Source organism: Microbulbifer mixtoriginis (SeqCode), assembly GCF_052468275.1.
The window spans coordinates 2,167,193-2,181,471 of record NZ_CP174341.1 but is presented as its reverse complement, the minus strand read 5'-3'; the positions used below and the strand labels follow the sequence as shown (position 1 = coordinate 2,181,471).

General features: G+C 51.3%; 16 protein-coding genes. 8 read left to right on the top strand and 8 right to left on the bottom strand.

The window, feature by feature from the left end; translation table 11 throughout:
- Positions 1-226 precede the first annotated feature (226 nt).
- Positions 227-1,375 carry an epoxide hydrolase family protein gene (locus ACJJIC_RS09570; protein ID WP_445356817.1) on the bottom strand — a complete coding sequence of 383 codons (1,149 nt, stop codon included), beginning with the start codon at positions 1,373-1,375 and terminating at the stop codon, positions 227-229.
- Between the two features lie 128 nt (positions 1,376-1,503).
- Between ACJJIC_RS09570 and ACJJIC_RS09565 the strand changes: the two genes are divergently transcribed.
- Positions 1,504-2,592, top strand: coding sequence for a PA0069 family radical SAM protein (locus tag ACJJIC_RS09565; RefSeq protein WP_445356816.1), 1,089 nt, complete (start codon positions 1,504-1,506; stop codon positions 2,590-2,592).
- A 60-nt stretch (positions 2,593-2,652) separates the two neighbouring features.
- A complete protein-coding gene (locus tag ACJJIC_RS09560) occupies positions 2,653-2,931 on the top strand; it encodes a GIY-YIG nuclease family protein (protein ID WP_444885578.1) in 279 nt (92 codons plus the stop codon).
- Positions 2,932-2,962: 31 nt separating this feature from the next.
- On the opposite strand, the gene tmpT is transcribed toward ACJJIC_RS09560, so the two are convergent.
- The 3 genes from tmpT to ACJJIC_RS09545 all read right to left on the bottom strand — a co-directional run bounded on the left by tmpT (position 2,963) and on the right by ACJJIC_RS09545 (position 5,389).
- Positions 2,963-3,601 (bottom strand): thiopurine S-methyltransferase, encoded by a 639-nt coding sequence (gene tmpT, locus ACJJIC_RS09555; protein ID WP_444910126.1) that lies wholly within the window; start codon positions 3,599-3,601, stop codon positions 2,963-2,965.
- A 274-nt stretch (positions 3,602-3,875) separates the two neighbouring features.
- Complete coding sequence (locus ACJJIC_RS09550; protein ID WP_444910127.1) at positions 3,876-4,403, bottom strand: DUF1097 domain-containing protein; 528 nt, start codon at positions 4,401-4,403, stop codon at positions 3,876-3,878.
- Positions 4,404-4,693: 290 nt separating this feature from the next.
- A complete protein-coding gene (locus ACJJIC_RS09545) occupies positions 4,694-5,389 on the bottom strand; it encodes an SDR family oxidoreductase (protein ID WP_252085199.1) in 696 nt (231 codons plus the stop codon).
- 54 nt (positions 5,390-5,443) lie between these two features.
- On the opposite strand from ACJJIC_RS09545, the gene ACJJIC_RS09540 reads away from it, so the two are divergent.
- The 6 genes from ACJJIC_RS09540 to ACJJIC_RS09515 all read left to right on the top strand — a co-directional run bounded on the left by ACJJIC_RS09540 (position 5,444) and on the right by ACJJIC_RS09515 (position 11,188).
- Positions 5,444-5,764 carry a DUF3301 domain-containing protein gene (locus tag ACJJIC_RS09540; RefSeq protein WP_444910129.1) on the top strand — a complete coding sequence of 107 codons (321 nt, stop codon included), beginning with the start codon at positions 5,444-5,446 and terminating at the stop codon, positions 5,762-5,764.
- A gap of 14 nt (positions 5,765-5,778) precedes the next feature.
- Positions 5,779-6,027: a DUF1653 domain-containing protein gene (locus ACJJIC_RS09535; protein WP_252085197.1), complete on the top strand. Its 249-nt coding sequence runs from the start codon at positions 5,779-5,781 to the stop codon at positions 6,025-6,027.
- A gap of 161 nt (positions 6,028-6,188) precedes the next feature.
- Positions 6,189-7,256: a saccharopine dehydrogenase family protein gene (locus ACJJIC_RS09530; protein WP_445356815.1), complete on the top strand. Its 1,068-nt coding sequence runs from the start codon at positions 6,189-6,191 to the stop codon at positions 7,254-7,256.
- Positions 7,257-7,509: 253 nt separating this feature from the next.
- Positions 7,510-8,016, top strand: coding sequence for a phosphatase PAP2 family protein (locus tag ACJJIC_RS09525; RefSeq protein ID WP_444888459.1), 507 nt, complete (start codon positions 7,510-7,512; stop codon positions 8,014-8,016).
- Positions 8,013-9,086 (top strand): MJ1255/VC2487 family glycosyltransferase, encoded by a 1,074-nt coding sequence (locus ACJJIC_RS09520; RefSeq protein ID WP_444910131.1) that lies wholly within the window; start codon positions 8,013-8,015, stop codon positions 9,084-9,086. The genes ACJJIC_RS09525 and ACJJIC_RS09520 overlap by 4 nt, the downstream gene beginning before the upstream one ends.
- A 299-nt stretch (positions 9,087-9,385) precedes the next feature.
- A complete protein-coding gene (locus tag ACJJIC_RS09515; protein ID WP_444924560.1) occupies positions 9,386-11,188 on the top strand; it encodes an acyl-CoA dehydrogenase in 1,803 nt (600 codons plus the stop codon).
- Positions 11,189-11,219: 31 nt separating this feature from the next.
- On the opposite strand, the gene ACJJIC_RS09510 is transcribed toward ACJJIC_RS09515, so the two are convergent.
- The 4 genes from ACJJIC_RS09510 to ACJJIC_RS09495 form a co-directional block, all read right to left on the bottom strand.
- Entirely contained in the window at positions 11,220-12,572 is a 1,353-nt protein-coding gene (locus ACJJIC_RS09510; protein ID WP_444910133.1) for an ATP-binding protein, read from the bottom strand.
- 12 nt (positions 12,573-12,584) lie between these two features.
- Complete coding sequence (locus ACJJIC_RS09505; RefSeq protein ID WP_252085191.1) at positions 12,585-13,259, bottom strand: response regulator transcription factor; 675 nt, start codon at positions 13,257-13,259, stop codon at positions 12,585-12,587.
- Positions 13,260-13,298: 39 nt separating this feature from the next.
- Positions 13,299-13,616 (bottom strand): PepSY domain-containing protein, encoded by a 318-nt coding sequence (locus ACJJIC_RS09500; RefSeq protein WP_252085190.1) that lies wholly within the window; start codon positions 13,614-13,616, stop codon positions 13,299-13,301.
- A gap of 63 nt (positions 13,617-13,679) precedes the next feature.
- On the bottom strand, positions 13,680-14,252 hold the full coding sequence (locus ACJJIC_RS09495) for a glycine zipper 2TM domain-containing protein (RefSeq protein WP_444888455.1): 573 nt from the start codon (positions 14,250-14,252) through the stop codon (positions 13,680-13,682).
- Positions 14,253-14,279: the final 27 nt, after the last annotated feature.

The window sequence follows — 14,279 nt, the reverse complement described above, 5'->3', positions numbered from 1 at the left end:
GGAAATAAGATTCATTAAGCTCAATAAAACCCTTACGCATTGGAGACGGAACAAATAATCTATAGCCAATTAGTAGAGAAATTCTAACAATTTCTGATATGGCCAGGTTATGCCAGTTTCTGTCTGCGTAACACTGAGGCTCTTATCAATGGATGAGAACTTTATGGGGGGCCGGCTCTCGCCTTGAAGGGTGAGGGCTATCTTAATGGGGAGAAGTTACCAGCTTCTACTGCAAGCTTCTCTTCCAGGCCCTTATTTCCTCGACATATAATTCGGGCTGTTCAAAAGCCGAAAAGTGCCCTCCTCGTTTCAAATGATTCCAATAACAAATGTTCTTATAACGCCCCTCAGCCCAAGAGCGGGGTATTCTTACCATCTCTCCAGGATAAATACTGACTCCAGTGGGCAATTGCACTACCTTTTCCTGATCGGGGCCATAGGGGGCATCGAAGCTTTCCCAAAATAGTCGCGCAGAAGAGGCCGCTGTATTTGTCAGCCAATAAAGCATGATATTGTCTAGTAATTCATTCCTGGTAAAAATACTCTCCAAAGTTCCCTGGCAATTGCTCCATAAATGAAACTTCTCTAATATCCAGGCAGCCTGTCCTATGGGAGAATCCGCAAGACTATACCCCAGTGTTTGAGGGCGGGTACTCTGTTCCTTGGCAAAACCGGAATCCCAACAATTGAAGAATCGTATTCCGGCCAGGGCCTCTTTCTCTTCCTCGCTGGGCCACTGCAAGGCTTCAGCGGCTGGCTCTTCCTTGGGATTATTGATATGAATAGCCCTGCACGCGCCCAGATTCTGTATGCCAATTTCAGTGGTCACCGACCGGCCCCAATCTCCCCCTTGAGCCAAGTACGATTGATACCCCAGGCGATGCATTAGGGTATCCCAGGCAGCGGCAATTCTTGGGATACCCCACCCCGTCGTTACAGGCTTACCCGAAAAAGCGAAACCAGGGAGCGATGGGCATACCACATGGAAAGCCTCCTCAGCACTCCCCCCATATTGAGTCGGCTCAGTCAGGGGCCCTATCACTTTGAGAAATTCCACAAAAGAACTGGGCCAACCATGGGTTATTACGATTGGCGTGGCGCTTCTATGACTGCTTTTGACATGAATTAGATGAATTTCCAGGTCGTGAATGGTTGTTATGAACTGGTCATATTGATTCAGCCTCTGCTGAGTGGCATACCAGTCATAGTCATTTAGCCAATAATCACAGAAATCCTTAAGATAATTCAAAGGGATTCCCTGCGCCCATCCATCTACGGTTTCTGCCTCAGGCCAACGTGCCTCCCGTATCCTTCGGTGCATATCAGCCAGCTGAGATTCTTGTATATCAATCCTGAAAGGTTGGACCTGAGCCATTCGTAGATTCCATCTCCTGAGTGAGCTGACTAAGTAGCCGCGGATAGACAATTACAAAGATTGATTGGCCATTGCTTTGTACTGAACCAAAACCGTAAACTGTACAAACATACAGCACCCTAGTTCCGATGAAAAAGATAGAATCAAACAATCCTCAGCCCTTACATAAAGGGCGCGGAGCCGCCAGTAATATCAATGGTCGTTTTGCCGAGCACATCAGTACACGGGAAAGCGATGGTTGGCAAACCGAGGCTGAGCCTCTGGAGCGACTACTGACTACCGCCATTGAAGAGAAGGCCAAGTCGATTATCGCCACCAATCAATCGCCCGACATCCCCTTTACTCAGTCTATCAATCCTTACCGTGGCTGTGAGCATGGTTGTGTCTATTGCTACGCGAGACCAGCTCATGCCTATATGGATCTTTCCCCAGGGCTCGACTTCGAAAGCAAGATCTTTTTTAAGGCTAACGCGCCCGTATTGTTGGAGCAGACGCTGCGCAAACCAAGCTACACCTGTAGTCCCATAGCACTAGGCGCGAATACAGACCCATATCAGCCTCTAGAGAAAGAGAAAGGCATAACCCAGGCATTGCTTACAGTAATGCAGGAGTTTCGACAACCGGTCACCATTGTCACCAAGAGCCAGCTGATTTTACGGGATCTTCCCATCTTGGCTGAGATGGCACAGGACAACCTTGCTCAGGTGGCAATTAGTGTGACTACTCTGGAGAGGGATTTAAAAAGGAAATTGGAACCTCGCACAGCGGGGCCTTCTGCCCGCCTGTGTACTATCGAACAATTGAGCAAGGCTGGGATACCCACGGCCGTACTTGCAGCTCCAATGATCCCCGCACTTAATGACTGTGAGCTGGAAGCTATTTTGAAGGCCGGGCGGGATTCAGGTGCCGAGAGGGCGGCCTATATCCTCCTGCGGCTACCCCATGAGGTGGCGCCACTTTTCCGTGAGTGGCTATCACTACATTACCCACAAAGGGCCGACCATGTAATGAGTCTGATACAACAGAGCCGCGGTGGGCGGGACTATCAAAGTGACTTTTCCCAACGCAGAACCGGTACAGGGGTTTTCGCTCAGTTACTGCGGCAGCGGTTTATTGTCGCCATTAGGAAATTGGGGTTAAATCACCGGCGCCTATCCCTGGATAGCAGCCAATTTAATGCACCACCCCTAGCCGGCGAGCAGCAGTCTCTTTTTTAACTGAGCTATGCGTTTTAACCTACAAGAAACTGAGAAAAATCCCTTGCGGACAAGATTTTAATGGATGCCTGGTTTTTGTATTTAATCCGCACTTCCAGCGGTACCCTCTATACGGGGATAACTAAAGATATTCAACGACGCTTTGCCGAGCACTGTGGTGGCGGGGCCAAAGCGGCCAAGGCCCTTCGCGGTAAAGGGCCTCTCACACTTGAATATCAGGTAAAAACTCAGGATAAATCTTCTGCACTGAAATTGGAAATCGCCATCAAGAGGTGGCCCAAGCATAAAAAAGAAGCGCTTATTGCCGGCACAATGGCATTGCCTGATTTACCCAGCTAACCATCATTGTGCCCTCGTGAGCCCTAAGCGACTAGCGCCTGGTAAGCAGCCAAGCCACTTCCCTCGCTGGTACCAGCCCTTTTAAGCCACCTGGCACATCCCTGGAGGCCAGCATCTTCAGGTGGTAATCCGCATTGTAACGCTCAAAAATCTCCTGAGAGCTGATGGAGAAGGGGGGACCCGCTAACTCAGACTGCTCATACTCAAAAGATATCAGTAATTGAGGGGCCACTTTTGTCATCGCCATCAGGTGCTGGGCATACCCTGGGCGAATGTCTTGTGGCAACGCCACCAAGGCGGCACGATCATAGATACCATCAACTTCCTGTAGTATTTCCTTATCCAGGTCGAAAATATCCCCTACATAAATATCAATATTACTGGCCTTATAGCGCTTAAGGTTGGCAATTTGCTCGACTTCTGGGGTTTTATCCATCTCTTGAAATAGTTGCTCTACCGCCATTTCACTCAGCTCGGCACCAACGACTCGATAACCTCCAGAAAGCAACCAGGCGATATCACGGGTTTTGCCACATAGTGGAACAAATACTCTATCGCCTTTGGAGAGAGAAAGCTGTGAAAAGAACTCCGACAGTAAGGAATTACCAGAGGCTTCGTGGAAAGCTATATTATTTTTCTTCCACTTCTCATGCCAATATGTCGCTTCCATGTTGCACCCCCATGTGCATTCTAACGGTTATTTCTGATAACTCTGACGGATAATTCAGAGATCCTTCACACTCACTAAACCTAATATAAAAGGTATTCCAGTTCAGACTCTACTTCAGGACCGGAATCCTCGGGCTCAGTGAAAGCCAGTGCAGTTAAAAAAACAAAGGCTCCTGTAAATAGGATGCTCTTCAACATTACCGATACCTCAGAACAATTCTTTCACAGATTTAGTGGGAGTCCGGAGTACTCTCTCTTTCTTCAACAGCCACAAGTTATTTGCTTTTCGTCGATCCAGAGATAAAGAGTTTTCCCGGCCAAATAAAATCAACCAACCCCGCGACTATCGCGCCAAGTACAGCAGCAGTAATAAGCAGGAAATAACCATCTAAAGAGATCGGTTGCTGAGCTGTGAAAGCGATCAAGATACCAATCCCATAACTAATAATATTGCCAACCCCAGTAACCAAACCCATTGCCCAGGCCCCAATGGCCGATAATAATAAGGCCATAGGTAAAGCTAACCATGGTTGTTCCAGTTGCCACCCTGCAGTTCCCACAATTGCGGCCAATCCTAGCCCAAGCCCTGTAACTGCACAGGCCAGGTTATAGCCACCGGAACGCAAACTGCCGCCTCTGGCAAAATAGGTAACAGCACCCAGGGCCGACACCCAGCTGGGCACACCAACAAGCTGGGCTGCCACAATCGCCAAAGAGGCACTCAGAAAAATCAGCAACCCAGTAAAAAGACGTTCCTGAGATTGCCCGTTACTATGTTCGAGACTTTCAGTTACGCTATTCATTACTTCCTCTCAATCTCCACTGCACGCATTAATGACTGGTAATTCCTTGCCTAAATGCTTTCTACGCCACGCTGACTACTGATAACAATAAGTGGAGGAGCTATAGTCATCCCTCCATTAAGTGTATTTTCTCGCGTCTTTTGAATTTGCGGGTAGCAGACTTCTTCCGCATCCTTGCCCAATCTTGCAATCGGTACAAACATGCGGCAAATTCAAGGAGTGGTTCTACCTACCCAAAGGGCGTTTTCTTAGTAGGTGATCAACAGAGGCCAATTGAGGAGATATGGGGATTACCAGGGGATTTCACTGCCATCATAATTATAAAATCGTCCACTCTTACCCTGACCCGCTTGCGTAAGCAGTTTCTTCAGTGCAGCCACACTTTGTGCCGTTGAAATCAGGGCACCGGGACCTCCCATCGCAGTTTTCACCCAGCCCGGGTGCAGGGCCATAACTGTGATTCCGCGATCATGGAGATCAATCGACAAGCTTTTAACGATCTGGTTGAGTGCTGTTTTGGAGCTTCGATAAATATAACCACCCCCAGAGCGGTTATCGGCGATACTGCCCACCTTGCTGCTCATCATGGCTATCAGCTTGTAGTCGCTGGCCGCTACGTTATCGCAAAAAGTTTCCGCCATCATATATGGCGCAATGGTGTTGGACTCCAATACGCGGCGCCATTCTTCCCGGTCCACTTTGCCAAAACCAGTGCCTTTTGGGCCGTAATATCCCGCATTATTGAGCAAGATATCGATAGGCTCCCCTTTCAAGGCCTTACCGAGAGCAATCATTTGCTCATAGTCGGTTACATCCAACTGGATGGGCTCTATCAGTGGGTATTTAGCCTGTAAGGCGTTGAGTTCATCGGCCTTTTTCAGATCTCTACAACAGGCGAATACACGCCATCCATCCTTGGCAAACTGGGCAGTCAACTCCAGGCCTATGCCTCTATTACAGCCGGTGATCATTATGGTGCCAGACATCGCCTCTCCTTCAGTGTTATTCTTGCGGATCGCGATCATAGCAACTGTAGAACAATGTACTACTCACCCGACAATCTACTTTGGTTATTACTATTAGCTTCCGTGGCTTGGTATATCTGGGCCAATATGGCAGCAAAAGAACATGTCAGGCGCGCTGCGGCCAATCACTGCAAACAACTGGGAGTGCAACTTCTCGACGATACGGTTGTGCTGGTACGCATCCGCTTAAAACGTGACCGTCGAGGCCAGATCAGCCTGCAACGCAGTTATGAGTTTGAATTTACTTCCACTGGAGAGCACCGCTATTCCGGTGTGGCAATTCTCCACGGCCGCCGAATTGAGCAGCTACAGCTGTCTCCACACCATTTGAGTTAACTTGGTATTTGTTGATGAAACCCGGCCTTTATCGCCACTACAAAGGAAATCTTTACGAAGTCCTACACACAGCTATCCATAGCGAAACAGAAGAGCTCCTGGTGATCTATCGCGCGCTCTACGGAAACTATATTGTTTCGGCTAGGCCCTACGCTATGTTTAGCGACACAGTCTCAGAGGATGGAAAAACATTCCCCCGCTTTAAACTCGAAAAAGCCTTCGAAATGATGGATAACACCCACGTAAAAAAAGCGCCAGAATAAATAAATCCAATCAGTCTCCAATCCCTGTCTTGCGCCATTTAATGCCAGAGGGATAACCTCTCGTGTCAGACAGAAGCCAATATTAATCGATAAAATTTGGCGCCCGACAAACAAGCTTGATCCTCTCGGACAACCCGCTCTCGAACCCACAAGGAAAACCGGTGAACAACAAGAATATTATGATCTATGGCGCCTATGGTTACACTGGTGAGCTGATTGCCCGCCAAGCTGTAGCGCTGGGTTATCGCCCCATTCTAGCTGGTCGCAATGCTCAAAAATTACAGCCTCTGGCAGAAGCCCTTACTCTCCCGGCCATGGCCATCGACTTGGCTAATACGGAAGTCTTGGAACGCAGCTTGCGGGACGTTTATCTGGTTATCCACTGCGCCGGTCCATTTTCTGCTACCGCTGAATCCATGATGAGGGCCTGCCTCAACACCCGTACCCACTACCAGGATATCACTGGTGAAATTTCCGTTTATGAGACCGCACACCGTCTTGATGATGAAGCCAAAGCCAAGGGAGTCGTACTTTGCCCCGGTGCGGGATTCGATGTCATTCCTACTGATTGCCTCGCTGCCGCATTACACAAGGCTCTGCCGTCAGCCACGCACCTGGCGCTTGGCTTCGACTCGGAGTCGAGTTTAAGCCCCGGTACAGCCAAGACCTCTATCGAAAGCCTCGGAATGGGAGGCGCCATTCGGCGCAATGGCAAAATCGAAACCATTGGCCATGGGCAGCTTACCCGCACCATCGATTTTGGCCGAGGTGAAAAGTTTGCTGTCGCAATTCCCTGGGGCGATATCTCCACTGCCTTCCACTCAACCGGTATTCAAAACATTGAGGCCTACATCCCCATGAGCCCTGCAAGGGCAAAGAAGCTAAAGCGCCTGAATGGATTTCGTTGGCTGCTTCGTACCCAGTGGCTACAAAACTGGCTGAAAGCAAAAGTGAGCAAGTCTGTTCGAGGCCCCAGTGAAGAGCGTCGTGCCGGCCAGAAAACCTGGGTTTGGGGAGAAGTGCGCAATGACCGTCGCGGTGAGCGTAAAGTTGGCCGACTCACCACCGCCAACGGCTACGATGTTACCGTCTCTGGTTCCCTGGCAATCATGCAATATCTTCTCGACTATCAGAGCGAAGGGGGCTATTTCACGCCATCAAAACTCTGCGGCCATAAGCTGGTGGAGAATCTACACGGCTCTGGAACGATCGAAATCAAATCGGCCTAGCCACTGTTCTCAAAACCTTTCTGCTTTTTTCTAAGGGCAAATCATGGAGCCGCGGACAGCTGCTCCGACTCTCTTTCCAGCCATTCCTTTCTTAGCGCCTTGTTCACCTATCCTGGATCAATTTTCTGCCACGCTTTTAAAAGCGGTATGTAGGCGTAAATAACATCTATTTTGAGATTTCACTATTACGACATCATTTGGTCAACTCCGTGCAATAATCAATTTTTAAGTTTGCGGCATGCGAGACTTATCCATGAATTTGAAGAGTATTGATGTGTCCCTGGTTCTGTATCTCACGGAACGGGCGTCACGTCCCACTTCACGCAGACGGTACCTTTGGCTATCCAAATCTGGAGATGGCTGGCTCACCGTCGCCGTACTCCTCAGTTATATTATTTCCAACGCCGCCACTCAGCTTTTTATTGCCGCATGCTCTGGCTTGGCGGTAGAGCGCTCTCTCTATTGGACAATCAAAAATACGACCCGCCGCAGGCGTCCACCTCAGGCTATCCCCGGTATGCGCCCGATTATTATCGCCCATGACCGTTTCAGCCTGCCCTCGGGACATACCTCTGCAGCCTTTCTTTTTATTACATTTATGACTCAACAAGTCAGCCCAATGTGGGGACTAGGTTATATCTGGGCGACCGGGGTAGGCGCCGCCCGTGTAGGCCTGGGGGTACATTTCCCTTCTGATATTTTCGCCGGTGCCCTTCTCGGTTCATGTGTCGCATTAGCCACTGGCGCCGTTCTTTTATGAAAATACTCTATGGCGTACAGGCCACCGGCAATGGACATATTGCCCGTTCACGCACATTGGCAAAGGCATTGCAACAATATCCAGAACTTGAAATCCAATGGCTGTTTTCAGGTCGACCAAAGGAAAACCTGTTTGGCATGGAATTGTTTGGCGATTATTGGTGGCGGGAGGGAATGACCATTGTCCACAGTGAGGGGCGCCTCAGAAGCTTGGCCACGGTTGCCCAGGCTAAATTGCGCCAATTAATCCAGGATGTCCGCAAACTGCCAGTTAGCGAATACGACCTAATCATCAGTGACTATGAACCTGTCACCGCCTGGGCGGCGAAAATGCGCAAAAAGCCCAGTGTGGGTATCGGTCACCAATACGCTTTTTTACACTCGATTCCCATGCCCAGGTATAACTGGCCTTTTCATACCGTTTTACGTATCTTTGCTCCCACAAAAAAAAGCCTGGGTTTGCACTGGCATCACTTTGGCAACCCCATATTACCGCCCATAGTCCCCCCTCAACCCAAACCCGTGAGTGACACAGAAGATTACATTCTGGTCTACCTGCCCTTTGAACACCCAATACCCATGCTGGAGGAACTGGCCAAAGTAGAACGGCAATTTATTGTTTACGGTGTGCCAGAAAATCTGCCCACGGCAAACAATATCCAGATAAAGTCGCCTTCCACACTAGGATTCCAACAGGACTTGGTCAATGCCCGTGCAGTAATCTGTAACAGTGGTTTTGAATTACTGGCAGAGACCCTGGCTCAAGGCAAACCCATCCTAAGCCGACCACTGGCCTATCAATTTGAACAGGAAGCCAATGCCCAAGCACTGGAACAACTAAAGCTGGCGAAAATCGTACGCTCCATAGATGCCAATAGTATTCACACCTGGTTGCAGGAGGGGCCAAAATCTGTACGTATCCAATGGCCAGATGTCGCACAAGCTATTGCTGCCTGGATAGCACAGGGCTGCAAGCGAGACCCCGCAGATCTCGCCCGCAGTTTATGGCGACAAGTGACCCCCCGCCCCACCGAAGGGTCTGCACCCACCTACCAGAACGCTACCGACTAACCCTTCTTTTTTTGCGCTATCCGCAGTTGTAAAGACCATTGCCAGTCTATGGCCCACGACCTTCTACCACCATATCGCCAAGCGCATTCACACAAAAAGTCATTGCCCAATTTTGAGCCTCAGCGTTTACTTATCTGCCATTCAGTGGCCAACTAGACATTTATTTATCCAGCACTCAAAAAAAATATTTGATCAGCACGGCACGAGAGTCTATCTCCAGCAATAGTGCAGTGGATTTGAAATTTTTGTAGTCGGACTAATATGTACATTTGCTCCATAAAAAAAATAATGAGGTAAGCATGACTAATTCATTGCTCAACGACCGTGATACCGAATTTCTACTCTATGAATTTCTCGATACCGAAGCGCTGCTACAGCGACCACGTTACAAGGAGCATTCCAGGGAAGTTTTCGATGCAACACTGAAAACCGCACGCACTATTGCCGAAAAATTTTTCGCCAATCACAATGCCAAGGGCGATGCCAATGAGCCCAACTTTGACGGCGAAAAAATACAGATGATCGCAGAGACCAAGCAATCTTGGGATGCCTTCTCGGAGGCCGGTTTTCTCGCGGGGCACTGTAATTTTGATGAAGGCGGTATGCAGCTGCCCAAAGCGATAATCAGCACGGCCCTTGGCTATGTTAGTGCCGCAAATATTGCCAGCGCTTGCTACCCCTTCCTGACTATTGCCGCCGCCAACCTACTGCGCTCTTTTGCCAGTGATAGCCTAAAGGCACAGTTTTTGCCGCAGATGCTCGATGGCCGCTTCGCCGGCACTATGGCCCTCACAGAGCCCGATCAGGGCTCAGCTCTGGCCGATATCCGCACCAGTGCCGAACAGGCTGAAGATGGCAGCTACCGTATTCGCGGACAAAAGATGTATATCTCCGGCGGCGACCAGTCTCTGACAGAAAATATCGTTCATCTGGTATTGGCAAAAATCAAGGGTGCTCCCGCCGGCGTTAAGGGAATATCCCTATTTTTAGTACCTAAAATGCTCCTTGATGAAAACGGCCAGGTAGCCCAGCCCAACGATGTAAAACTGGCGGGATTACTGCATAAAATGGGCTTTCGCAACACGACCTCTACAGTATTGAGTTTTGGTGAGGATCAGGGCGCAGTGGGCTACCTGATCGGTGAGCCTCATCAGGGGCTCAAATATATGTTCCAGATGATGAATGAGGCTCGGATCAGTGTCGGCGCAGGGGCCTCTATTCTGGGTTATCAGGGCTATGCCTACTCCTTGCAGTATGCCAAGGACCGCCCCCAGGGACGCCTGCCTTCCAACCAGGACCCCAGCGCCAAGCAAGTACCCATTATTCAACATGCAGACATTCGCCGTATGCTGCTGATGCAAAAGGCCTATGCCGAGGGTGGCCTGGGCTTAAGTATGTACGCCACTTCTCTTTATGAAGACCAGCACAGCGCACCCACGGAAGAAGAGAGCCAGCTGGCAGCCACTCTGTTAGACCTAATTACTCCGGTAGTGAAATCCTGGCCCTCCAAATACTGCCTGAAAGCCAATGAACTGGCCATCCAGGTACTCGGCGGCGCCGGTTATATTCGGGAATTCCCCCTGGAACAGCTTTATCGGGACAATCGCCTGAACGCCATTCACGAGGGCACTGAAGGTATCCACGCCCTCGATCTACTCGCGCGCAAAGTGCCCAGCAAAAATTTCCAGGCCTACCAGCTGTTACAAACAGAAATCCGTAAAACGGTATTGGAAGCACGGCAGAAAGAGAGCTTGATTAGCATGGCCGATACCCTGGAGGAATCCCTGCAAAAGCTCGACGAAACGGGCATGGCCCTGTTTACGCAATTACAGGAGGATGTGGATCGCGGGCTCAGTAATGCCACTCTCTATCTGGATGTTTTCGGCTGCATTATGGTGGCCTGGATCTGGCTGCGACAGGCGGTTATCGCCGCGAATGCCCTGGAAGGAACTACCAGCGAGGAAGATGGCAATTTTTACCGTGGCAAGTTGCACACCGCCCTCTTTTATTTTGAATGGGAACTACCCAATATCCAGCCGCAAATAAGCCTGCTGCAAAGTGGCAATAACCTGCCGTTCGATATGCGAGTCGATTGGTTTTAGCGAGTGACGATCAGGAGGGGCCACGTAGCAACTACAGCAGTACAGTAATTTCCGTGCCCCCCTCGGGAAGAGATTCAGCGCTGATTTGCCCCTGGTAACTCTCAACAATGTCCACCACAACAGCCAGGCCAATACCCTGGCCAGGCTGCTGCTGGTCGGCACGTACTCCGCGCTGGGTTACTTCGCGCCATTTATCGCTATCTAGGCCGGGCCCATTATCAGCGACCTGGATAGAGAGCTTACGCCCCTCCTCGGGGTTCTCAATAACAACTCGAACCTGGCCGGCACCGTACTTGTAAGCATTATCGAGCAGGTTGCCAAGCAGCTCCATCAAATCGCCCTCATCCCCATAGAACAGAGCGTTCTCAGTACACTCCCTTCGCACTTCACAGGGCCTGCTGCGATAGACTTTTTCCAGGGCATCCAGGATCTTTTCCAGAAGTGGCGCCACGGCAATACCGCGCAGGATAGACTTGGGAGAGCTGGCAACCGCGCGCTGAAGTTGGTAGCTAATAATACTGTCCATACGCTGTACTTGATCCGCAAGGGTTTTTCCGGCGGCATCGGGGTCCTTTTCCAGGCTCAACCCTTTGAGTACCGCCAGTGGCGTTTTCAGACTGTGGGCCAGGTCCGCCAAGGTATGGCGGGTCTTCTCACGCTGACGCCGCTCATTTTCAATCAACAGGTTCAGGTTGTCGGTAAGCGGGCGCAACTCCAGCGGGAAGTTTCCCTCCAGGCGATCGCTGCCACCCTGCTGCATATCGCGCAGGGCCTGCGCCAGTGCGCTTAACGGCGCAAATCCCCAGCGCAATACCAGCCATTGAGCCAAGACCAGCAACAGCGCCGCCACCCCCAGCCACTGCCAGATGGTCGAACGGAACTGCCCGACCTGTGCCTGTAGCGGCGCCGCATCCTCCAGCACCACAAAGGTAAAAGGGTGCTCATTTTCCAGACCCCAAGCCACTCCCTGGCGGAAGCTGCTGTAATTGGCATCGCCACCTGGCAGGGAAATACGCATAAAAGACTGCTGCCCTTGCGGCAGCGGGGAAAATTCCACCTCTGGCATTGCCAGGGCCGATTCAGAACGCCAAATTACCCGCCCTTGCCCATCCAAAACTGCGCCAATCAGGCCGGAATCTGGCTGGTTGAAGCGCTGTTCGGGCAGTTCGGGCGGCAGCACCAGACTCTCGCCTTCAGGTTCCGCCAGTGCCAGCAGGGTGTAGATATAAAGCTGCAGCTCGCGCTGTTTGGCCTCATTCAAAGAGGTGCGATAAGCGTGCTCCAGCACCCCGGAAATCAACAGCACAAATGCCACCAGCACCAGGCTGGTAACCAGTGCCAGGCGGCCTTTTAGGGAATTCAGCCAAAAGGAAAACAGTCGCATTACAAATCAGGGTCAACTGGGAGCCATAAAGCGGTATCCGCGGCCACGCAGGGTTTCGATGGGCTTAAGCTGTGCCGCCGCATCAAATTTCTTGCGCAGGCGCCCGATAAACACTTCGATCACATTGCTATCCCGGTCGCAGTCCTGTTCATAGATATGTTCGGTGAGGGTGGTCTTGGAGACTACTTCATCCGGGTGCAGCATCAGGTATTCGAGCACCTTGTATTCGAAAGAGGTCAACTCCAGCTCGGTGTCGTTGACTGTGACCCGCTGAGAGCTGGTATCCAGCAATATCGGGCCCGCTTTGATCGTGGGTGAAGAAAACCCGGCGGAGCGCCGAACCAGCGCATTCAATCTCGCCAGTAACTCCTCGGTGTGGAAGGGCTTTACCAGATAGTCGTCACCACCAGCTTCCAAGCCGGCCACACGCTCCTGCCAGTGGCCGCGAGCGGTGAGAATCAGGATAGGGAAATGCTTGTCTTCGCCACGCAGTGTCTGAATAACCTGAATGCCATCCATTTTTGGCAGCCCCAGATCCATAACCGCGACATCGTAAGGATATTCACGCCCCAGGTAGAGCGCCTCTTCTCCATCCGGCGCCTCATCTACGGTATAGCCAGCGCCGCGCAGTGATTCTGCCAGCTGCTGGCGCAGTAAAACTTCATCTTCGACTAATAGTGCGCGCATATTCTTTCCCTTGTACTGCGAGTCTGTGGTAGCGGGTGATTAACGGGAGATCCTGCCGCTCTTCTTGTCCACAAAAACTACATAGACCTGACTCTTATCGGACAGCCCCTTTACCCGGTAGACCACCTGGCCCTGTTTGCGGGTTTCAGAGACCGATAATATTTTGCCGCCAAAACGCCGTTTCACAATCGAAGCGGCCTTTTCCCGGGAAACACCCCCGTCCTGTACCCAGCGGAACTCATGCCGGAAGTTTTCCCTCTGCGGAGCCGGCCCACCCTGCCAGGAGGCAGCACATAGACCGGGAAACAAAACGATAAGGAAAAGAAAATGCCGAATAAAAGTGCGGCTCGATTTCACTGTGCGGCTCCTGTGGATGTCCTGGTTTTCCACCTTTTACTATTTCGACCGCCTTCCGCCGGCTCAAGGCGCCGGCGAGACTGCGACACGAACCCGGATTCTCTCGCCCGGGTGGTAATCTGTACGAGTCAGATAAACCTGACCATTATACCGATAGCGCACATCGTATCCGACTAATTCCCGCTGTGTACTGAACTCGTCGACAACCTGGCAACGAGATTCCGTGGCGTAATAAGTTGGGGCGTTGGCCCGACTGATCTGGTTACCCACCAGCGCTCCCACTAGTGCGCCCGCAACAGTGGCACCAGCCCGTTGGCCGTGATGGTGGTGATAGCGACCGTGATGACCGCCACGTCCCAAGCTGTTGCCAACAGCGGCACCGATCAGCCCGCCAACCACAGTACCCGCCGGAGAAGCGGGCTCCCGGTAGGCCACCTGCTCATCCCGGCAGTAAGTGCGCGGGTTACGGACCTGAATATCGGTGTAAACGGGAGTAACCTCGGTGACGCGGGCAAAGTCGTAGCTATCCGCACCGTAGGGGTCTGTATAACCATTGGGGCCCGCTTTGGCGGTAGCACTCAAGGCCACCAGCGCGGCGACTGCCGCGCCAGCGATAAACTGCTTGAAGAGTTGCACAATCGATCTCCCGTTATTCATCAACGG

Coding starts and splice junctions, on each gene's coding strand:
- ACJJIC_RS09525 (WP_444888459.1), top strand. CDS start 7,510: ATGAATTTGAAGAGTATTGATGTGTCCCTGGTTCTGTATCTCACGGAA.
- ACJJIC_RS09565 (WP_445356816.1), top strand. CDS start 1,504: ATGAAAAAGATAGAATCAAACAATCCTCAGCCCTTACATAAAGGGCGC.
- ACJJIC_RS09505 (WP_252085191.1), bottom strand. CDS start 13,259: ATGCGCGCACTATTAGTCGAAGATGAAGTTTTACTGCGCCAGCAGCTG.
- ACJJIC_RS09515 (WP_444924560.1), top strand. CDS start 9,386: ATGACTAATTCATTGCTCAACGACCGTGATACCGAATTTCTACTCTAT.
- ACJJIC_RS09545 (WP_252085199.1), bottom strand. CDS start 5,389: ATGTCTGGCACCATAATGATCACCGGCTGTAATAGAGGCATAGGCCTG.
- ACJJIC_RS09550 (WP_444910127.1), bottom strand. CDS start 4,403: ATGAATAGCGTAACTGAAAGTCTCGAACATAGTAACGGGCAATCTCAG.
- ACJJIC_RS09560 (WP_444885578.1), top strand. CDS start 2,653: ATGGATGCCTGGTTTTTGTATTTAATCCGCACTTCCAGCGGTACCCTC.
- ACJJIC_RS09510 (WP_444910133.1), bottom strand. CDS start 12,572: ATGCGACTGTTTTCCTTTTGGCTGAATTCCCTAAAAGGCCGCCTGGCA.
- ACJJIC_RS09570 (WP_445356817.1), bottom strand. CDS start 1,375: ATGGCTCAGGTCCAACCTTTCAGGATTGATATACAAGAATCTCAGCTG.
- ACJJIC_RS09535 (WP_252085197.1), top strand. CDS start 5,779: ATGAAACCCGGCCTTTATCGCCACTACAAAGGAAATCTTTACGAAGTC.
- ACJJIC_RS09520 (WP_444910131.1), top strand. CDS start 8,013: ATGAAAATACTCTATGGCGTACAGGCCACCGGCAATGGACATATTGCC.
- tmpT (WP_444910126.1), bottom strand. CDS start 3,601: ATGGAAGCGACATATTGGCATGAGAAGTGGAAGAAAAATAATATAGCT.
- ACJJIC_RS09540 (WP_444910129.1), top strand. CDS start 5,444: ATGTACTACTCACCCGACAATCTACTTTGGTTATTACTATTAGCTTCC.